Origin of the sequence: Chryseobacterium oryctis, assembly GCF_025971925.1 — a bacterium.
Taxonomy (GTDB): Bacteria; Bacteroidota; Bacteroidia; order Flavobacteriales; family Weeksellaceae; genus Chryseobacterium; species Chryseobacterium oryctis.
In genome coordinates this window covers 429018-450955 of sequence record NZ_JAPDHV010000001.1, presented here as the reverse complement: position 1 = coordinate 450955, position 21938 = coordinate 429018, and the positions used below count along the sequence as shown (strand labels likewise).

General features: G+C 33.3%; 17 protein-coding genes and 1 tRNA gene. 5 read left to right on the top strand and 13 right to left on the bottom strand.

All coding sequences use genetic code 11. The features are described 5' to 3' along the window. Positions 1-891 precede the first annotated feature (891 nt). From OH806_RS02210 to OH806_RS02200, 3 genes are all read left to right on the top strand, one after another. On the top strand, positions 892-4455 hold the full coding sequence (locus OH806_RS02210) for a GEVED domain-containing protein (protein WP_264742044.1): 3564 nt from the start codon (positions 892-894) through the stop codon (positions 4453-4455). Between the two features lie 473 nt (positions 4456-4928). Next, a complete protein-coding gene (locus OH806_RS02205; protein ID WP_264742043.1) occupies positions 4929-5321 on the top strand; it encodes a type VI secretion system amidase effector protein Tae4 in 393 nt (130 codons plus the stop codon). Positions 5322-5331: 10 nt separating this feature from the next. Next, positions 5332-5784, top strand: coding sequence for a hypothetical protein (locus tag OH806_RS02200; RefSeq protein ID WP_264742042.1), 453 nt, complete (start codon positions 5332-5334; stop codon positions 5782-5784). A gap of 123 nt (positions 5785-5907) precedes the next feature. Here OH806_RS02200 and OH806_RS02195 read toward each other — a convergent pair. The 7 genes from OH806_RS02195 to thrA all read right to left on the bottom strand — a co-directional run bounded on the left by OH806_RS02195 (position 5908) and on the right by thrA (position 13037). Next, positions 5908-5978, bottom strand: a tRNA-Cys gene (locus tag OH806_RS02195). Between the two features lie 50 nt (positions 5979-6028). Further along, entirely contained in the window at positions 6029-6535 is a 507-nt protein-coding gene (locus OH806_RS02190; protein WP_264742041.1) for an RDD family protein, read from the bottom strand. A gap of 25 nt (positions 6536-6560) precedes the next feature. After that, positions 6561-7925 carry a DUF4403 family protein gene (locus OH806_RS02185; RefSeq protein ID WP_264742040.1) on the bottom strand — a complete coding sequence of 455 codons (1365 nt, stop codon included), beginning with the start codon at positions 7923-7925 and terminating at the stop codon, positions 6561-6563. 37 nt (positions 7926-7962) lie between these two features. Continuing rightward, on the bottom strand, positions 7963-8331 hold the full coding sequence (gene folB / locus OH806_RS02180; protein WP_264742039.1) for a dihydroneopterin aldolase: 369 nt from the start codon (positions 8329-8331) through the stop codon (positions 7963-7965). Positions 8332-8338: 7 nt separating this feature from the next. Further along, on the bottom strand, positions 8339-9643 hold the full coding sequence (thrC, locus tag OH806_RS02175; RefSeq protein WP_264742038.1) for a threonine synthase: 1305 nt from the start codon (positions 9641-9643) through the stop codon (positions 8339-8341). Positions 9644-9654: 11 nt separating this feature from the next. After that, the gene (locus tag OH806_RS02170; RefSeq protein ID WP_264742037.1) at positions 9655-10575 is read right to left on the bottom strand and encodes a homoserine kinase; all 921 of its coding nucleotides are present in this window, start codon (positions 10573-10575) and stop codon (positions 9655-9657) included. 11 nt (positions 10576-10586) lie between these two features. Further along, the gene (gene thrA, locus OH806_RS02165) at positions 10587-13037 is read right to left on the bottom strand and encodes a bifunctional aspartate kinase/homoserine dehydrogenase I (RefSeq protein ID WP_264742036.1); all 2451 of its coding nucleotides are present in this window, start codon (positions 13035-13037) and stop codon (positions 10587-10589) included. 69 nt (positions 13038-13106) lie between these two features. Here thrA and OH806_RS02160 point away from each other — a divergent pair, with 69 nt between their 5' ends. Further along, positions 13107-13265: a hypothetical protein gene (locus OH806_RS02160; RefSeq protein WP_264742035.1), complete on the top strand. Its 159-nt coding sequence runs from the start codon at positions 13107-13109 to the stop codon at positions 13263-13265. A 50-nt stretch (positions 13266-13315) separates the two neighbouring features. Here OH806_RS02160 and OH806_RS02155 read toward each other — a convergent pair whose 3' ends face one another. The 4 genes from OH806_RS02155 to OH806_RS02140 form a co-directional block, all read right to left on the bottom strand. Further along, positions 13316-13477: a bacteriocin-like protein gene (locus OH806_RS02155; protein WP_264742034.1), complete on the bottom strand. Its 162-nt coding sequence runs from the start codon at positions 13475-13477 to the stop codon at positions 13316-13318. Positions 13478-13538: 61 nt separating this feature from the next. After that, positions 13539-14558, bottom strand: a complete 1020-nt coding sequence (gene nadA / locus OH806_RS02150) for a quinolinate synthase NadA (protein ID WP_264742033.1) — start codon at positions 14556-14558, stop codon at positions 13539-13541. 59 nt (positions 14559-14617) lie between these two features. After that, complete coding sequence (gene gmk / locus OH806_RS02145) at positions 14618-15181, bottom strand: guanylate kinase (RefSeq protein ID WP_264742032.1); 564 nt, start codon at positions 15179-15181, stop codon at positions 14618-14620. An 82-nt stretch (positions 15182-15263) separates the two neighbouring features. Beyond that, positions 15264-16109, bottom strand: a complete 846-nt coding sequence (locus OH806_RS02140) for a YicC family protein (RefSeq protein ID WP_264742031.1) — start codon at positions 16107-16109, stop codon at positions 15264-15266. A gap of 131 nt (positions 16110-16240) precedes the next feature. Here OH806_RS02140 and miaA point away from each other — a divergent pair, with 131 nt between their 5' ends. Continuing rightward, positions 16241-17155 (top strand): tRNA (adenosine(37)-N6)-dimethylallyltransferase MiaA, encoded by a 915-nt coding sequence (miaA, locus tag OH806_RS02135; protein WP_264742030.1) that lies wholly within the window; start codon positions 16241-16243, stop codon positions 17153-17155. Positions 17156-17309: 154 nt separating this feature from the next. Here the strand turns inward: miaA and OH806_RS02130 are convergent, their stop codons facing one another. Then, a complete protein-coding gene (locus tag OH806_RS02130) occupies positions 17310-18722 on the bottom strand; it encodes an efflux transporter outer membrane subunit (RefSeq protein ID WP_264742029.1) in 1413 nt (470 codons plus the stop codon). Positions 18723-18739: 17 nt separating this feature from the next. Next, the gene (locus tag OH806_RS02125; protein WP_264742028.1) at positions 18740-21910 is read right to left on the bottom strand and encodes an efflux RND transporter permease subunit; all 3171 of its coding nucleotides are present in this window, start codon (positions 21908-21910) and stop codon (positions 18740-18742) included. Positions 21911-21938 lie beyond the last annotated feature (28 nt).

Below are 21938 nucleotides of genomic sequence, written 5' to 3'. Positions count from 1 at the left end.
AGGAATTTTTTAATGATAATGGATTTTATTTCGCAAAATTGAGAAATAAATATTAAATTTAACATAAACTAATACCTTGAAAACTATGGAGACTGAAAATTATATATTTCTGGTTAAAACATTCTTTGCACTCGGCTTATCTCTTCTTGTCATTTTAGGATTTTATCAGGTTCTTAAGAAGAAGAATCTTAGAGATGGTTTTAGAACCTATGGATTTTATGCCACAGACAGAAAAAGGTATAATAAGCGAAATAAAAGATAAAATTTTATATTCAATAAATCCCTTACTATACTTGGATTAAAATAAATTTTATTAGTGAAATATTTTGTGAAAATAAAGTTTTTCAATAATAATTCGAATATGTGTGAATTTTTATCTACCTTTGTGTCTGAAAAATTTTTTTTCATCATTTGTGTTTTACCTCCCATATCATATGGGAGGTTTCTTTTTTCTTGGCATATGATATTCTGAAAATATTATGTGTTTTATTACGAAAAATATTTGTATACCTAATAATATTTATAAACTTTTTAATCGATTTGGGTGTGCAGAATGGTTTCACTTGCCGTACTTTAGTTAATAATATGAGTTTTTTGAATTTGTTAAATTCGTAATTACTTTAGGTAATAATTTTGAAAATATTTTTTTGTACTATTAATTAATGTGCAATTGGAATTGGTAAAAATAAATTTTCGTAAAAAAGATTCAGTTTTATACTAATAATTTAAAAAAAACGATTTAGATTTGTAGTATTAATATAAAAAAATGTATTTATGAAGAAACTCTCCACTGTTTTAATTTTTTCTTTGTGTTTGGTAGACATTGGTTTTGTCCCTAATGTATAAAAGTTATAAATGTGTAATGAACTTATTTTTTAAACTGTTTGACTTATGAGAAAATTTTATTTTTTGTTCTTATTTTTTCTGTCATTTTGGGGATTGAAAGCTCAGTACTGTACACCTACAGCTGGGGCATCAAGTACAACCTATTATTTAAAGACAATTACCCTTTCTGATCAGAGTAGTATTAATTATACAGCTTCAACATATCAAAGTTATGTTAATAATTCTTCCCAGGTGGTAAATACATCTCCGGGCGGGGTCATACAACTGAATTTGGCAACAAGTTCAAGTACTGCAAAGTATTATGTATATATAGATTGGAATAATGATTTTGATTTTAATGATGCTGGCGAAAATCCTATAGCTACCACATCGTATGCTGCAACTTATACAGGAACTATAAACGTTCCTGCTGCTCAGGCTATGGGTTCTTATAGAGTAAGAATTGAGAATGGTTATTTAACACCAACGACTCCTATTACTGCCTGTGGACCTAGTAACTATGGAAACTTTGTAGATTTTACAATTGCAGTAGGAGCGCCTCCTACATGTATTGTTCCAACAGCTTTAGCTGCTTCAAATGTTCAGGCTAATTCTGTTACTTTAGGTTGGACGGCTTCAACTTCAGCTCCTGCTAATGGATATGAATATTACATTAGTACAACTAATACACCTCCTACTCCTACAACGACAGGGGTAGCAGTTCCTACAGGTACTTCAGTACCGGTGGGTAGTCTTGCTCCTTCTACTACTTATTATTGGTGGGTTCGATCAGTATGTTCTTCTACAGATAAAAGTTTTTGGGCTGCAGGACCATCGTTCACGACTCTTTGTAGTGCCATAACAACTCTTCCTTGGACAGAAAACTTTGATTCTATGACAACAATAGGGGCTGCTATTGTACCGAATTGTTGGAAACAAATAAAAGGAACATACGATTGGAATTCGTCAAATACGGCTTCTACAACATATAATGGGCCTAGATCTACGCCTAATTATATGAGAATTCAATACAGTAATACCACTGCCAGTCAACTTTGGACACCAAGTTTCAACTTGACAGCAGGTACACAATATGAATTTTCATTCTATTATAATACAGGAGGAACAACAAGTTCTTATATGGGCTTTACGGGTAATGTATTGGTAAATACATCCCAAACAGCTACCGGAGCTACAACTTTAGGACAATTTATTACATCAACACAAGGTACTGCAAACTATACGCTGTACAAAGTGTATTATACGCCAACAACATCTGGGACATATAATTTTGGACTAAGTGTTACTTCTACAGGTTCTCCTTGGTATTTAGGGGTTGACGATTTCAAATTGAGAGTTGCTCCAACATGTACAGATCCTCAAGGTTTGACAGTTTTAAATACAACAACAACAAGTACTACAATACAATGGACGGTACCAACTCCTGCTCCTGCAGGTGGATATGATGTTTATTATACAACGTCAAATGCTACTCCTGCTGCAAGTGTAACGCCACAGTATTCAGGAGTTACAGGTCCAACTCAACTAATTAGTGGATTAGCTCCAAGTACAACCTATTACATTTGGGTGAGAGCAAGATGTAGTACTTCTGATATAGGTGATTGGACAGGGCCTCTTTCTGTTTATACTAATTATTGTGCACCTACAGGAGGTACGTCTTCGACATCATACTATTTAAAAGATATTACAACGACAGGAGGGTTTACCAATCTTGCTTATACAGCCTCTTCATATAGTGCATATGTAAATAATTCTGCTACCAGTTTTTCTGCATTACCAGGAACGTCTGTGAATGTTAGTATGAATGCAGGAACAAGTACATACTACTATTATTTATGGATAGACTGGAATAATAATATGACGTTTGAGCCTGCAACAGAAACGGTTTATGCTTCAACAAGTTATATTAATACAGCAACAACAACAATTAATACGGCAGGTCGTCCTTCAGGCTCTTATAGAGCTAGATTTGCGGCATCTTATATTGGTACACTGGTGCCTTGTGGTCCGGCTGCTTATGGTAATTTTGTAGATTTTACTTTTATTATTAGACCGTGTTCTACTACAGCTCCTACAAATGTTTTTGTGAGTGCTATTACTCATAACTCTGCTACAGTAAACTGGACTGCCTCTCCAGATAATCTTAATTATATAGTTTATTGGAGAGAAGTTGGAGCTACAGGATGGCCTAATTCTTCTCCGATACTATCGCCACCTACAACCAATTATGCTATTACAACAGGTTTAGATCCTGCTAAAAATTATGAAGTAAAAGTCGTTGCGGTTTGTAATACAACTGAAGGAACAGCTACTTCGGTTCCATTCTCTACAAAATGTGATCCTACTCCTCCAAGTATTACAATTAGTAATATTACGACAAACTCCGCATTAATAGCGTGGGCACCTTTAGCTGCAAGCTCTTCTTATGTGATGAGATATAGAATTGTAGGAAGTGGTGCTGCAGGATGGAGTGCTAATATACCTTTACCGGCTGCTCCGGTAAATACTTACACATTACCAGGTCTTACTCCTTACACAACTTATGAGGTTCAGATAGCAAATATTTGTACTGGTGAAACAACGCTTAATCCATGGTCTAATCCTAAAGTATTTACAACGGAAAGAACATGTGAATTGCCGCCTCCGGGATTAACAATAACTAATCTTACTCCAACAACGGCGGTAGTTGTTTGGGATCCTTTCCCTGGAGCAACTTATATTCTGAGATATAGAAAAGTAGGTATTCCAAGCTGGACAAATGTTCCTGTTTCAACGAATACTTATACTATAACAGGATTGTTAGAATTAACGAAATATGAAATGCAGGTAGTAAATGTGTGTAACGGAACACCGGGAACTTATACTCCTCCTTACTACTTTACAACTCCTACAGTGACTTACTGTCATATGCAGTCTCAGAATGGAACTTCAACATACATTTCAAATGTAACAGTGAAGCCTAACAGTAAACCTGAAATGAATAATACTTCTGTTGGTTCTACATATTCAGACTATACAGATAACCCTGTTAAGTTCATTGAATTGATTCAAGGTTCAACAGGAAATCAAATTTCTATTGAGAAGAAACTGTTAGGAGCGAACGGAGATGCAGGATTGGCAGTTTGGATTGACTTCGACAGAAGCGGAACATTTGATATTAATGAAAGAATTCTTGCTGTGGTACCAAATCAGACTACGCCTATTACAGGAACGTTTGATGTACCTGCAGATGCATTTGTAAGCCTGACAGACTACAAATATGTAGTGATGAGAGTAGCATTACAGAAAGGAGGAATTCCTGTGAATTGTACAAGTTTTACAGATGGAGAGGTTGAAGATTATACAGTAAGAATTTCAAAAAATCCTGTGGTAAATACAATCAACCAGACAGACATCATGATTTACCCTAACCCGGTAAGTACAGTATTGAATGTTAAGAATATCAGCAAGAAAGCAAATTATAAGATTTATAATACAACGGGACAGGTTGTTTCAAGCGGATTAATCTTAAACAATGCAATTGACGTAAGAAACTTGATAAATGGAGTTTATGTGATAGACATTGACGATGTTCAAGGTAAGGCACAGAAGAAATTTATCAAAGAATAATAATTAATTATTTATAGTAATAGAATAAGCTCTCAGAAATGAGAGCTTATTTTTTTGAAATATTTAATTGTCAAATATTATTGTTAACTTTTTATTTAGTGTTGTATTTTTATTTAATTTTAAAATAGTTTATTTTTTTACTGGATTTTATTTGATTTAGTGTAGTTATTTATTAAAATTAGTACTTGTTATGACACTATTAAAATAATGTTAAAAAGATAAATGTTGGTATTCTTGGCACAATATTTCAATGTATAAAATAACTCATGTTTAATTTGAGTTTTCATGGTTATTAGTTTTTATCCTCTACTTCGGTAGGGGATTTTTTTATTGATTAGTAATAACAAATAATTAAAAGATGTTTTAATTTATTTTATTCTCTAATATGTGATTTAAAAATATTTTATTGAACTATAAATATTTCATTATGGTTAGATTTGAACAATTATGGAATAATCATCCGGGGGAAGAATGTGTTTCCTTGTAATAAAAGTGTTCATCAAAATCAATGTGCTATTCGTATGAGTGTAGCATTAAGTAAATCAGGTGTTGATATAATGTCGTTTGGAGGAGTGAAATGTTGGGAAAAGCATGAAGATGGATTTAAACATATTCTAAGAGCTCAGGAATTAGCAGATTGGATTAATATACATCCCGAAATATTTGGAAAGAGGTTAAAAATGGAAAGGAAAAAATATCCTAAAATGAATAGCAAAAGTTTTAAACATAAGGGTATTGTTTTCATTAAAGATGGATGGTCTGGAGGTGTTGACCATATTGATTTATGGGATGGAATCGAATTGAAGGGTGGAACATCAGATTATTTTGAAAAGGGGGTAGAAATATGGTTTTGGTTTCTTATCTAAATTGAATATTATGAAAAAAAATGTTTACATACTAATCTTGAGTTTCTTTATTCTTTCTTGTTCAAAAGAGAAGAAGGGTATTACTATACAAAATAACGAGAGTGCTATAACGGATACTACATTGGTAAATGGAGTCTTGTTGGAGCTTTCAGATAGTACTGGGATAGGTAAATTAAGGATTCATTCAGATGAGTATAAAATATCAGGGAAAATAAAGATAAAACCTCCATGTTATTTTTTAAAAAGAGACGGAAAAGTTCTTTCTTTTTCTTATCCTGAAATTAATGTGAATGAAACTGTAATTATTCAAGGAAAAGATGGAGTTCAGGGGATTGTTTTTAAAAAAGACAGTATTATTTATGAAGATTATTTTCCTATCACATCTCCCTATAATGTAAAAGAGGGAGCTGACGAAATTGTATATCAGGATTTTGCACATAGATTCTATAAAAATAGATATTGATTTTTAAATATCAATAGTTTTTATATGTTATCGAGGATGTTTAAACTACAAAATGAATACAAGAAATGAATTGAAAATAAATAAAAAAACAAAACCCGAACAATTTGTTCGGGTTTTGTTGTGAGGTACCTAGCGGATTCGAACCGCTGTAGATGGTGTTGCAGACCACTGCCTAGCCGCTCGGCCAAAGTACCATTTTTAATGTGTGCAAATATAATAAAAATCCTGATTCAATAAAAATTTTTTAAGCAAATTCTTTCTCTCCAAGGCTGTCGATTTCGCTTTTTACCTGTTTTTCAGCTTGATATTTTTTTATATTAATCACTCTTGTATCACTCCAACTGTCATGCCAACCGTTTTCTCCCAGAAATGAAAGAGCATCAAAAGGCACAAGTCTTGAAAAAGTACGTCCAACTATTTGTCCTATCGTAGGATTATTACCATCTATACTTATTACTTTGGTTCCGGTGATGTATTTTGCAATAGTTTTTCCTAGATAGTATTCCATTAAAATATAATAACATAAGTGGAAAGTAATATATAAAAATGTAAAAGCTAAATTTATTGCAGTATCTTCTTCTATAGCTTCTGAATCTATCGCTTCTCCAAAAATAATCGCGTAGATTATTCCGAAAACTAAAAGAGAACCATAATAAATTACTTGTATGAAAATTCCGTCTAAAAGTGAATTTGCAAATCTTGTACCTAAAGAAGCCTTGTGTCTGTCTACAATCTGTAAATGTTTTCTCATCGTATTTTGTGTTTGTTTTAATTATTTAAAATCCGTTTAAAACTAATTTTAGGGTTGCGTTGGTATCAATTACAGCCGTGATTCCCGTTGGTGATAACAGAATTTGTGTTGGCTTTAAATTGAAAACCTTTCCGTTCATTTTCAACCCTTTGTAATATTCTTTGTTGAAAGCTTCTTCTATACTTTTCTTTGAAGTTTCTTCTAGTTCCTGAGTAGGAATTCCGTATTCATCCTCAATCATTTTAGTAATTTTTCCCTGAAAGAAAACCGAAGCTGTTTTATGTAAAATATTGGAAGTTTTTAGCTTGAACTTGGTATTAGATAAAACAATTTTCCTTTTAGTCTCATCATAAACCGGTATTCCTGAAATAATTGAAGTTCCTTTAATATATCCATCGGTTTGCGCTTCAATCATGATTCGGTCATCAATACCATAAACTCTGATGTCGGTAATTTTTACTTTAGAATCTCTAATGTCAAATTCTTTATTTAGAAAAGTTTTTCGGGCAATCGTACTGGCTTCAGTGAATGGAATATTTGCCGTTGTCTGAAGTGAAAACTTGTCGGAAAGATTTGCAGCAAAATTGAAATTGGGTGCAGAAGTTATTGTTTGTGAAGCGGTTGGTTTACTTCCTGTAAATGTTTCAGAATACACATCAACACCAAGGTTGGTGTTAATTTGATTTGCGTAAAATTTTAAAGGAGTGATATTTACATTAATTGGAGAAACTTTTAACCATGTATTGTACTCTTCAGAAATATTGAAAGGTTGTGAAAAAGTATTCCACGCCATTACTGCATATTTTTGAAAATTAAGTTGAGCTGCCATTTGCTGGTCAATAGTTTTACAGAATTTTTCCTGTTGTTCTTTTAAACTTTTTTCAACTAAAGAAGTAATAGGAATTTGTATTTTTCCGTAATCTAAAACGGGTTTAGTCACCCATCGGAATCCGTTGGGCTGAGTATTAGTTGTAATTGTCCAGTTATTTTTAAAATTTAAAGTTGTGTTGAAAGACATTACGGTTTCAAAAGTTGTATTTTGATAAGTGTATACTCCTAATGTTCCGATGCCTTTCTCTGCCCATATTTTTAAAGGAACTTCAATCAGTAAGTTTTGATTGGTTCCTCCTACAAGTCGTATGGGTCGGGTTTTCCAAACTTTTACTTTAAACTGGTCGTTATTATTATCTGTGTAAGAATCATCCTGATATATAAGTTCTTTCACAGAAGCATTTATCATATTGCTAATCTCCGAAAGTGGTATGGTGACAGGCATTGTAATGCTTGATTTTATTTTTGGAAAATTGTAAGTCGCCAATTGATTATCGACTTTATCTTGTCCAAATACACTTACGAAGACCAGTAGAAATAATATTTTTAGATATTTCAATTTGTGATGAATTTTTAAAATGTGAAAGTAATAAATTTTAATTATTCGCAGAAAAATTCTTTTCCAGCTCAATGCTTGCACCTTTCATTTCGCCTTTCATTGGAGGGGCGGTTTTGGTTATTTTTAATTTAATATATGAGATTTCAGGAAATTTTTCATGGATTTTAGAAATAATTCTTCCGCCTAGATGTTCCAGAAGTTTAGACTTTATTTTCATCTCATCATGAAGAATTTCATTGATGTCTGCGTAGCTTATCGTATCATTCAAATCATCGGATATTGCGGCTTTCCACAAATCTGTATGAAGTTCTACATTGAGAATATAATAGGTACCCACAATATTTTCTTCAGGTAAAACCCCGTGATAAGCATATATTTTTACGTCTTCAAGATAAATCTTGCTCATATTTTTTTTAATTTTTATTAAGCAAAAATCGTTTTAATTCTTCAAAATCAGGACGTATTTCTATACTTTTTTTCTCTTTTTTCATTAATTCACTTAGTGATTCAGGTAATTTGTTTTTTATATTAATAGCTTTTTCTACAGCATCTGGGAACTTTATAGGATGTGCAGTTTCTAAAATGAGCCCTTTTCTATTCGGATTTTCTTTCAAATATTGATTTAGGGCAGAGCAAGCAACTGCTCCGTGAGGTTCCAGAAGGTAGTCGTAGTTTTCGTACACTTCTTTGATTGTCTGTAAAGTCTTTTCATTATTGATAGAATAGGCAGAAATTTTATTTTTCAATTCTTCAAACTGATGTCCGAAAAGCTCTAAGATTCTTACAAAATTGCTCGGATTTCCCACATCCATCGCGTTTGACAGGGTAGCAATGGTTTTTTGAGGCTCTAATTTTCCGGTTTGTAAATAATTCGGAATAACATCATTTTCATTACAAGCTGCAATAAAATGTTCTGCAGGAAGTCCTCTGAAATATGCTAAAATTCCTGCACAAATATTTCCAAAATTTCCGCTTGGTACGCAAATTATAGGCTTTTTATTCTCCAATTTTTGCCATTGTTTCAGTGCTAACAAATAATAGATCTGTTGAGGAAGCCATCTTGCAACATTGATGGAATTGGCTGATGTTAGAAATAGTTCCGAATTGATTTTCTCATCTAAAAAAGCCTGTTTTACGAGCTGTTGACAATCATCGAAACTTCCGTTAACTTCCAAAGCCGAAATATTTTCGCCAAGTGCAGTCAATTGCTTTTCCTGAACTTTACTTACCCGATTTTTTGGATAAAGAATAACAACATTAATGTTTTCGGTTTTATAAAAACCATTGGCAACAGCACCTCCGGTATCACCGGAAGTTGCTACCAAAACTGTTACTTTTTTATTTTCATTTTTCAAAAAATAAGATAAACATCTACTCATGAATCTTGCTCCAACATCTTTAAATGCTAGAGTAGGACCATGAAAAAGCTCCAGAGAATAAATATTGTCATTGATTTTTTTCAATGGAATATCAAAATTGATGGTTTCAAAAACAATTTCTTTCAAAATATCAGACGGAATTTCATCTCCAACAAAATCTTTCATACATAGATAAGCGATTTCTTCATTTGAAAACTCTGATAGGTTTTCAATAAAATCTTTGCCGAATTGAGGAATCGATTCAGGATAGAAAAGCCCTTTTTCTTTTCCCTGTCCTTTTATAGTTGCAGTTTTAAAATCTACAATTTCTTCTTTATCTTTTATATTATAATAATTCATTTGTTTAAATTTTATTCTGTGATTTTAATTCCTGACGGATTTATTTTTGAAACATATACGAAGTTTTCAATGTCAATTTCGTCATAAATAGATTTCATAAGTTTTGCAATATTTTGGGCAGTTTCTTCTTTTTCAGATAACATAAAAATAGAAGGGCCTGAACCTGAAATACCTCCTCCTAAAGCTTCGGTTTTCAAACTTTTTTCTTTAATCTTATCAAATTTTGGAATTAAAATACTTCTTACAGGTTCAACGATGACATCGTTTAAACTTCTTCCAATCAATGCAAAATCATTTTTCTGAATTCCTGCTACAAGTCCTGCAATATTTCCCCATTGTTCTATGGCATCTTTCAGTAAAATATTTTTCTTTAAAATTTGTCTTGCATCGGACGTTTTTACTTCAACTTGCGGATGAACTGCCGTCACAAATAAATCTGGGGAGTTCAACGGAATAATATCAATAGGATTTGAAGATTTTACCAAAGTAATTCCTCCGTAGATGCAGGGTGCAATATTATCTGCATGTTTTACTCCCGATGCAAGTTCTTCTCCGAACATGGCAAAATGTACCAATTCTTCTTTTGATAAAATATTTTCTAACAAAATGTTGGCTCCGACAGCGGCTCCGGCGGCGCTAGCCGCGCTGGAGCCGAGTCCACTTCCTGGTTTTATATTTTTATGAATGATAACCTCAAAACCTGTTTTCAGATGAAGATGTTCTTTAATTTTCAATAAGACAATACCTGCAACATTCAGTGAAGGCTCTTCCGGTAAACCAAAATTATCAGTATGTTTTATGATGATTTCAGGAGTTTCTAATAACCTGAATTCCATTTCATCGTAAGGTTCATGAATTGCCATTCCCAGAATATCAAAACCGCAAACCAAATTAGCAACTGTTGCCGGAACCTTTAATTTAATTTTTTTCATAATTTTAACTTTTAAATAGAACGTACAATATCAGCGAAAACTCCACTTGCTGTAACTTCAGATCCTGCACCTGCACCTTTTACAACCAAAGGTTGCTCAGAATATCTCAGTGTTTTAAAAATGACAATATTGTCTTTTCCGTACAGATGATACAAATCACTTTCAGGAGCAATATGTTGTAACCCGACTTTGGCTTTTCCATCTTTGAATTCAGCGACGTATTTTAATCTTTTTCCGTCTTTCTGTGCCTCATTTAATAAATTTTTAAAATGGTTTTCGTACTTGATAAGAGATTGATAAAATTCTTCTACGCTTCCCTGCATACATTCTTTTGGAAGAAAACCTATATTTTCAATTTCATTAAATTCAAGTGAGTAACCAGCTTCTCTCGCTAAAATCAAGATTTTTCTGGCAACATCAGTTCCTGCTAAATCCATTCTTGGGTCAGGTTCTGTGTAACCATCTTTTTGTGCCTGAAGTACTACTTCTGAAAAAGGTTTACTTCCGTCATAATTATTAAAAACAAAATTTAATGTTCCGCTTAAAACAGCTTGAATGGAAGTGATTTTGTCACCGCTTCTTATTAAATCATTGATTGTTCCAATAATAGGAAGTCCTGCTCCGACGTTGGTTTCAAAGAAAAATTTACAACTATGATTTCGGGTAATTGTTTTTAATGTTTTATAATTTTCAAAATCGGAAGAAGCTGCAATTTTATTACAAGCAACAATATTTATGCTCTTTTTTAGCAATTTTTCATAAATATTTGGAATCTCAGAGCTTGCCGTAACATCTACAAAAACAGAGTTTCTTAAATTACGATTGATAATTTCGTCGGCAAACTTTTTAACTGATGCATTTTCACCGTTTTTAATGAAATTTTCATATTCATTTTCAGAAATTCCTTTGTCGGAGAAAATCATTTTTCGGCTGTTTGAAAGTCCTACAATTCTTAAATTAATTAAGAGGTTTTCTTTAAGATATTCATTCTGATCATAGATTTGCTGTATAAGTTTTTCACCCACATTTCCTGTTCCGCAAATGTAAAGATGAACTTGCTTGATTTCTGATTCGAAAAACTCTTCATGAAGAACATTCACTGCCTTTTTGATATCTTTTTCTGAGATAACGATACTTATGTTTTTTTCTGAAGAACCTTGTGCAATTGCTCTGATATTAATTCCGTTATTTCCTAAACATCCAAACATTTTTGCGCTTACTCCGCTTCTGCTTTTCATGTTTTCTCCAACCAATGCGACGATTGAAAGACTGTTTTCAATGTTTACAGGATTTACTTTTTTTAATCGTATGTCATCTTCAAAAGTATTATTGATTGCATTTTCTGCATTTAGAGCATCTTTTTCATTAATTGCAATGGTGATTGAATGTTCTGAAGAACTTTGAGTAATCAGAATTACGTTAATCTTTTCATTGCTTAAACATTGAAATAGTTTAGCCGAAATACCAGGAATCCCTATCATTCCGTTACCTTCCAAAGTTAATAACGATATGTTGGACATATTCGAAATTCCGACAGCAATTTGCTCATTTTCAATATCGGATTTTATCAGATTATGCGAAATTAAAGTTCCTATAGCTTCCAGATTGAATGTATTTTTAATTCTTAAATCAATATTTTTAACCATTACAGGCAGTATTGTCGGAGGGTATAAAACTTTTGCTCCAAAGTGTGAGAGTTCCATCGCTTCATGATAAGAAATCTCAGCAATCGGTTTTGCATTGGAAACTAATCTAGGATCAGAAGTCATCATACCATCTACATCAGTCCAGATTTGTAGTTCCTCTGCATTGATAGCAGAAGCAATAATGGAAGCTGTGAAATCTGAACCTCCTCTTCCTAATGTTGTTGGATTGCCTTTTTCATCTTTTGCAATAAAACCGGGAACAACAATAACCTGATGTTGATTTTTACTTATGCTTTTTTGAAAATTACTTTCAGTATGTTCAAAATTTACCTTTGCGTTTGTGAAATTGCTGTTTGTGATAATATTTTCCGCAGAATTTATCCATACGGCATCGATTCCTTCTGATTTTAGTCTTGAAACAATAATATTTGATGAAAGAAATTCTCCATACGATGTAATTTTATCTTTAATTCGGTCGGTAAATTCTCCTAAAACAAAAATTCCGTTGCAGATATCTTCAATATCGTTAATGTGTTTTTTGACAAAGCTCAGCCAAGAACTTTGTTCTAAAACAGGAACTAATTCTTTTACGAGATTCAAATGTTTCTCTTCAATGTTTTTAACAATCTGAATGTATTTTTCATCTTTTTTAGAAGCACTTTCGGCAGCTTGTATCAGATTGTCTGTAACATCATGAAGGGCTGAAACTACGACAACAATTTGGTTTTTTAAGGCTTCTTTTTTTATAATTTTTTCGACTTGTAATATATTTTGTGAATTGGCAACAGAAGTTCCACCAAATTTTAAAACTTTCATTATTTGTTTTTTGAGTTATAGAAAAATTGAAATTTTTACTCTTTAGACAAAAGAGTATACGAACGTATAATGATATGTGAAAATTTACCCCGTTATGGGGTAGTCGTAGTAGTTGTAGTGATAGAAACAAACGATACTTCCGAAATAGAGAAAATCGGAGTTGAAATATCAGATATGTTTCTTAGAAAATTCATTGAAGCGACAAATGTACAAAATATTTTGAAATAGCAATGGTTTAAATAAAAATAGACTGTCTCAAAGACAGTCTATTTTTATTTTTAACAATTTTCTGGAATGTACTGACCTTTAGGAACGCATTGTAAATATCCACTACAGCCTACTCCGCAAGTTTCGTGAATTTCACAGTTTAAATTACAGAATGTAGTTCCTCCATTTACACTTTTAAGACTTTTTCTGTCTAGTTTTTTCAAATTTTTCATACAGAATATAATTTTAGATTCGTTTCAAATATAAATAAATATTCAATATAATGTGAAAAAACTATTTTATACTTTTTGAAAGGTCAAGCATAGCCTCAATCGGTTTCAATGCTTTTAACCTTAATTCTTCTTCAATAATAATCTCAGGAAGTTCATATTTCATACATAAGTACAATTTTTCCATTGTATTACGTTTCATATAGAAACATTCTGAGCAATTACAGCTTTCATCAAAAACCAAAGCCGGAATCAATTCTTTATGAGGTGCTCTTTTTTTCATTTCATGAAGAATGCCTTCTTCTGTTGCGATAATGAATTTTTGACAATCATCTTTTTCTACAAAATTTAAAAGGGCAGAAGTAGAGCCTATGAAATGAGCCAATTTTAGAACTGCTTCTTCACTTTCCGGGTGTGCAATAAGTTTAGCTTCCGGATTATCGGCTAATTGTTTTGCAATTCTCTCCATTGAAAATGCTTCGTGAACAATACAGCTTCCATCCCAAAGAATCATATCACGACCTGTTTTTTGCGACAAATATCTTCCCAAATTTTTATCGGGAGCAAAAATAATAGGTCTATCTTTTGGAAGAGATTCAATTACCGTTTCAGCGTTTGAACTTGTAACGATAATGTCACTTTCAGCTTTAGTTTCAGCATTACAGTTGATGTAAGTTGCAACTAGAGCATTAGGATGTTGTTCACGCATTTTTCTAAGACCTTCACCGGAACATCCGTCTGCTAAAGAACATCCTGCCATTGTATCAGGAAGAACAACTTTTTTTGTCGGGTTTAAAATTTTTGCAGCTTCTGCCATGAAATGCACTCCGCAGAATACAATCATATCTGCATCAGTTTCTTTGGCTTGTCTTGCTAATTGTAGGGAATCTCCCAAGAAATCGGCAATATCCTGAATTTCTCCGGGTTGGTAATAATGTGCTAAGATTACTGCATTCTTTTCTTCCTTTAGTTTAAGAATAGCTTTTACCAGTTCTTCCCCCTCAGGAATGATAAGGTCTTTTATGTCTAAATAGCCTCTCACCGGAATTGCAGATTTGGCTTTTTCTAATGTTTCGGTACTCATGTTCACCTTAATGTTTTTGGGTTATCAGAAATTAGATTTACCTTCTGGTTTCCAGTTGGTTAATTTCCAATAAAATTTTTTATTAAACTTTCTATTTCTTTTTTTGCTTTGTCTAAATCTTCATTGATGACGATTTTATCAAATTCCTTTGCATAAGACATCTCCTCTTCAGCCTTTGCAACGCGGGTTTTGATGGTTTCTGCATCATCTGTATTTCTTGTAATCAATCTTCGTTCCAATTCTTCAATAGAAGGTGGTTCTATGAAAATGGATAATGCTTGTTCTCCAAAATATTTTTTTAAAGAAATTCCTCCTTTTACATCAACATCAAAAATTACAACTTTTCCCTGATTCCAAATTTTTTCAACTTCGGATTTTAAAGTACCGTAATATTTATCAGTATAAACTTCTTCATATTCTACAAAAGCATCTTCTGCAATTTTTTGTCTAAACTCGTCGGGAGATATGAAATGATAATCTACCGCATGAATTTCGCTTCCTCGAGGCTGTCTTGTAGTACAGGAAATTGAGAACTGAAGCTCTGAAAAAGCTTCTAAAGAATGCTTTACTAATGTAGTTTTCCCGCTTCCTGAAGGAGCTGAAAATATAATGACTTTATTCATTTTTATAGTGTTGAAATACGAGCTATGAATTATGAGCTATTTTCAAATTGTTTAAAGAAACTTATAACTCATCACTAATAACTTACAAAACGTTTAGCGTTTGTTCTTTAATTTTTTCCAAATCATCCTTCATCATTACAACTAATTTCTGAATTTCCGCATGATTGGCTTTTGAACCTAATGTATTGATTTCTCTTCCTATTTCCTGAGCGATAAACCCAAGTTTTTTACCATTGAAGTCTTCATTATCCATTACTTCCTGATAATATTTTAGGTGCTGAGCAAGTCTTACTTTTTCTTCCGAAATATCTAATTTCTCTGTAAAGTATGCCATTTCCTGATAAAAACGAGTTTCATCTACGTTTTCAAATTCTTTTAAAGATTTCTGATAGCGTTCTTTCACGGCAGTTATTCTTTCTTCTTCAAAAGGAACAACTTCGTTAAGGTATTTATCAATATTTAAGATGTTTTTTTCAAGCTCGTTTCTTAGGGTTCTGCCTTCTGTTCTTCTGAACTCTTCAAAACGGTCAACAGCGTTGTTTACTATTTTTGCCAATGCTTCCCATTCTCCTTCTGTTAATTCATCAGGTCTTGAGGTGATTGCATCAGGAAGTCTTACGGCCATTTTCAGGTATTCAAAATCAGGACCGTCAGAAGCTACATTTTTAAGCTCATTGATGTAAGAGTCAATAAGGTTTTTATTGATTTTTACATCAGTTGTTTCTTCAAGATTTTCTAGATTGATATAGCAATCTACTTTCCCACGGATAAGTCTGTCATTAAGAATTTTTCTTATCTCAAATTCTTTTTCTTTATATCTCAAAGGAATTTTAATGTTTAAATCAAAACTTTTACTATTCAGAGATTTAATATCTATAGTAATCTTTTTCCCTTCAAAAACATCTTCGGCTCTGCCGAACCCGGTCATTGATAAAATCATAGTTTTTTATTGTTCTACAAAGATAAACATTTCAATGCATGTTTTCATTATGTTAATTTGGCCATACAAGTCATAAAACGAAAAGCAGAAATAAAAGCTCAATTTCGTAAATTAGCGCAGTGAAAAAGAAAAACTTGATTTCTGTAGTAGGTCCCACGGGAATTGGAAAAACTAGATTAGCAATTGATTTGGCAAAACATTTCGATACGGAAATTGTTTCCTGCGATTCGCGCCAGTTTTTCAAAGAAATGAAAATAGGAACAGCCTCACCTTCTGAAGAAGAACTGTCTGAAGCTCCTCATCATTTTATAGGAAATCTCTCAGTTCAGGATTATTATTCAATTGGGCAGTACGAAGAAGATGCTTTACAAAAGCTCAACGAGCTCTTTGAAAATCATGAAACTGTCATTTTGGTTGGAGGAAGTATGATGTACGAGAAGGCTGTAATTGAAGGTTTGAATGATTTGCCGGAAGCTGATGAAGAAAATCAAAAAAAATTACAGGAAATTCTCGAAAACGAAGGAATTGAAAAACTTCAGGAGATATTAAAAGAACTTGATCCGGAATATTTTACTGTTGTTGATTTTCATAATCACAGAAGGCTTTTACGGGCTATTGATGTCATTTGGCAGACGAATAAAAAGTATTCTGAACAAATTGCTGTTTCACAGGATTCCAGAGATTTTAATACGATAAGAATCGGAATTGAAGCTCCAAGAGAAGAATTGTACGACAGAATCAATAGGAGAGTGGATATGATGATGGAGAAAGGGTTGTTGAAAGAAGCTGAAAGTCTTGAAAAATTTAAGCATTTGACAGCTTTAAATACAGTTGGCTATGCTGAATTGTTCAAATATTTCGATGGAGAATGGGATTTGGATTTTGCCGTTTCCGAAATCAAAAAAAACAGCCGAAGATATGCAAAACGTCAATTAACTTGGTATAGAAAAGCTGATGATATTCATTATTTGCAATTGGGATATTCTGAAAAAGATTTTGAAGATTTGATTGAATATATTAATCAGCAATTTTAAATAAACTCTTCTCATTGTCATTCTGACGAAGGAAGAATCTTCTCTGCTATTTTAAGATTCTTCATTTCACTTTGTTCCTTTTAGAATGACAGTGAAAAACAAAAAATGCAGTCCCGAAAGACCGCATTTTTAAAACAATATAAATTTAATTAAATTACTTCCAGCCACCTCCTAAAGCTCGGTATAAATCTACAATACTGCTTAATCTCTGTCTTTTTACAGACGCAAGATTGAGTTCAGCCTGTAAAGAATTTCCCTGAGCGGTAATCACTTCTAAGTAATTTGCCATTCCGCTTTTGTATAGCATCTCGGCACTTTTTATTCCATCTTTTAAAGTCGAAACTTGTTGTGCTGCTTTTTCTTCCTGAATTTTTAAACTTTCGTTAGAAACCAATGCATCAGATACTTCACCAATTGCACTCAGAACCGATTGACGAAAAGCCAGTACATTTTTTTCTCTTTGAATTTTAGCAACATTCAAGTCGGTTTTCAATTGTTTTTTCTGAAAAATAGGTTGAGTAATTCCGCCTAAAACAGAGCCAAATAATGATGCCGGAATTTGAAACCAGTTATCAAATCTAAAAGAATTTACGCCTCCATTTGCAGTTATTTTTAATGCAGGATACATATTTGCCTGAGCAATTCCTATCATTGCATTAGATTCCAATAAAATCAATTCCTGCTGACGAACATCTGGTCGACGGCTTACCATTGCAGCAGGAAGTCCGGCTGAGATGTTTTGTGGTAAAGAAGTATCTGACATTTCAATGCTTCGGGCAATTTTATTTGGATTTTCACCCACCAAAATACTCAAAGCATTTTCCTGAATGGCGATATTTTGTTCTAATTGGGTAATCAAAAGTTCTGTCGATTGTTTTTGTGCTGTTGCTTGTTGCACTCCCAATGAGGTTGTATCACCACTTTGCCACATTTTTTCTGTAATGGAAAGAGTATTCGTGCTTAGTTCTAAATTTGCTTTTGCAATTTGAAGTTGTTTATCAAGCATCAACAGATTGTAGTATCCTTGAGCAATGGCTGCGACAACCTGTGTCTGAATCGCTTTTGTAGCTTCATAAGTTTGCAAATACTGCATTCTTGAAACTTCCTGCTGATTTTTAATTTTACCCCAAATATCTGCTTCCCAAGACAAATTGAATGCAGCATTGTAATCTTCAACATGATTTTGACCTAAAAATAGATTGAGACTCTGCCCATTCATGCTATTTTTTGAAGGCTTTGAAATTTGGGCTGCAACTCCGAAACCAATATCAGGATATTGAAGATACTTTGCCTGTTTCAATTTTTCTTGTGAGGACGCAAGTTGTTTTAAAGCAATTTGTAAGTCGTAATTATTTTTAATTCCCTTTTCAATCAGATTTTGTAAAATCGGGTCATTGAAAAATTGTTTCCATTCCAAATTGGCAACACTTGCTGTATCAGCAGTCGCTGTATATTGGAATTTTTCCGGAAGCTGAAGGTCAGGCTCCGTGAATGCCAATTTTGACACGCACGAAACCGAGCCTAAAGCCAATATAAAAGTGAGTAAAATATTCTTTATTCTTTTCATAGTCCTTAGCTATAATTTTAATGATGAGTTACTAAACTTTGTTCTTTTAGAAGTCTTTTTTTCTTTCTACTTGGCATTTTTTCATGTAAATATTGGAAAATCACATACATTACAGGAATAATGAATATTCCCAAGACAACTCCTGTAAACATTCCTCCAACCGTACTGATTCCGATTGAATGATTTCCTTTTGCAGAAGCACCTTGTGTCCAAACTAAAGGAAGCATACCGATAATGAATGCAAATGAGGTCATCAAAATAGGTCTCAAACGTAGTCTTGAAGCCTGAAGTGCAGATTCTATCAATGTTTTTCCTGCTTTTCTTCTTTGAACGGCAAATTCTACAATAAGAATGGCATTTTTTGCTAATAATCCGACAAGCATGATTAATCCTACTTGTACATAAATATTATTATCAATTCCGGCTAATCCAGTAAAAGCAAATACTCCGAAAATACCCGTAGGAACAGTCAAAATAATTGCAAAAGGAAGAATGTAACTTTCATATTGAGCCGCTAGTAAAAAGTACACAAACAGAATACTTAAAAAGAAAATGAAAGCAGTTTGTCCGCCAGTTTTTATTTCTTCACGGGTAATTCCTGTCCATTCATATCCGTAACCTCTCGGCAAAGATTGCTTTGCAACTTCTTCTACAGCCTTAATGGCATCTCCTGTACTATATCCCGGATTAGGAGTTCCGTTAATGGTAACTGCATTAAATAAGTTGTTTCTTGTCACTGTTTCCGGACCGAAAGTTCTTTTTAGTTTTACCAATGTTTTTACAGGAACCATTTCTCCGAGTTTATTTTTAACATAAATTCCTTCCAGAGAATTGACGTCCGTACGATAAGGAATATCTGCCTGAGCCATTACTCTGTAGTATTTCCCAAATCTGTTGAAATCTGAAACAAAGCTACTTCCGTAATAAATTTGCATGGTCTGCATCAGTTCAGAAACAGAAACTCCTAACTGATTTGCTTTATCTGCGTCTACATCAATGGTATATTGAGGATTTCCTGCAGCATAAGTTGTAAATGCAAATGCAATTTCGGGACGTTTCATCAATTCTCCGATGAACGCTTGTGTTGTTGTTCCTAACTGCTCAAAAGAACTGTTCGTTTTGTCCTGAAGCATAAATTCGAACCCAGAAACGTTACCAAATCCCTGAACTGTTGGGAAATTGAAAAAGAAAGCGTTGGCATCTTTTACTTGCGCAACTTTTCCTGTTAATGCTGCGGCAATTTGGTCTGGATCTTTCATATCACCACGATCTTCATAATCTTTAAGTTTAATAAAACCTGCAGAATAAGGAGATGCGTTAGCATTACTGATAAAGTTTAGCCCATCTGCAACCCAAAGATGTTTTGCAACATTTTCACCTTTTATAATTTTATCTATTTGTTCTGTAGCTTTATTAGTTCTTTCTAATGAACTTCCGGGAGGAGTATTTACAGCATACAAAACGAATCCCTGATCTTCCGTCGGAATAAATCCTGAAGGAGCTTTTTTGATCAAAATGACACTTGCTGCAATAATGATGGCTAAGCCACCTACAGCTATCCATTTATTTTTAATTAAAAATTTTACACTATAAATATATTTTTTTGTTAGGTTGTTGAAACTTGCATTGAATGCATTGAAAAACTTAGAGCCAAATCCTTTTTTGTGACCGTGTTCTCCATGTTCTCCTTGAGGATCGTTTAAAAATAAGGCACATAGAGCGGGACTCAATGTTAAGGCATTAATTGCAGAAATTAAAATCGCTATTGCCAACGTAAAAGCAAATTGTCTATAGAAAACACCTGCAGGACCTTGCATGAAACCAACCGGAATAAATACCGCACACATTACCAAAGTGATGGAAATAATAGCTCCTGATATTTCACTCATAGAGTTCATAGTTGCCTGTTCTACGGGAATACCTGTTTGTTCCATTTTAGAATGAACTGCTTCCACAACAACAATTGCATCATCTACCACAATACCGATGGCAAGAACTAAAGCAAATAATGTAAGCATGTTGATACTAAAACCAAATAGCTGTAGGAAGAAAAATGTACCGATAATTGCAACAGGAACAGCGATTGCAGGAATCAATGTAGACCTAAAATCCTGAAGGAAAATATACACAACGATGAAAACTAAAATAAATGCAATAACCAAAGTCTCCACAACCTGATGAATAGACGCATCTAAGAAATCTTTTGAGTTATACATGACGATGGGTTTTACACCTTTTGGAAGAGTCGTTTTAAACTCATCAATCTGTTTTTCAATTTCAGTTAAGATTTCGTTTGCGTTTGAATCAGCTGTTTGAAGAATGGCAAAACCCGATACAGGTTTTCCGTCAACTCTATTTGCTGCAGTGTAGGTATAAGAACCAAATTCAACTCTTGCAACATCTTTTAACCTTAAAAACGAACCATCATTATTCGCTTTAATGGCTATATTTTCATAATCTTCATTTTTGCTGAGTTTGCCTTTGTATTTCAATATATACTCATAGGTTTCTTTACTTCCTTGTCCCAGACGTCCGGGAGCGGCTTCAAGATTATGGTCTTTTATGGCATTCAAAACTTCCTGAGGCGAAAGATTATTAGCTGCAAGTCGGTCTGGTTTTAGCCAAACTCTCATTGAATAGTCTCTAGTTCCGAAAACCTGAGCCTGAGCAACACCGGGAATACGTTGTAATTGCGGAATAATATTGATTTTCATATAATTCTGCAGGAAAAGCTCATCGTATTGTTTAGGATCTTCACTGTATAATCCCATGAACATTATGAAACTATTTTGAACCTTTTGAGTGGAAATTCCAGCTTGTGTTACTTCTTGAGGAAGCTGACTCATTGCTTTTGAGACACGATTTTGAACATTTACAGCAGCGTTATCAGCATCAGAACCTTGTTTGAAAAATACACTCAAAGTCATTGTTCCGTCGTTGCTTGAGTTTGAAGTCATATAAGTCATGTTTTCAACTCCGTTTACTGCTTCTTCAATCGGGGTTGCTACAGAACGAGCTACTACTTCAGCATTTGCTCCTGGATAAAATGCTGTTACCTGAACACTTGGCGGTGCGATATCAGGAAATAATGTAATCGGAAGATTAAAAACCGATAAGATTCCCAATAGCAATAATATAATGGAGATGACCGTGGAAAGTACAGGTCTTTCTATAAATTGTTTTAACATAAGAAGTTTATTTTTTGTCTTCTGTTTG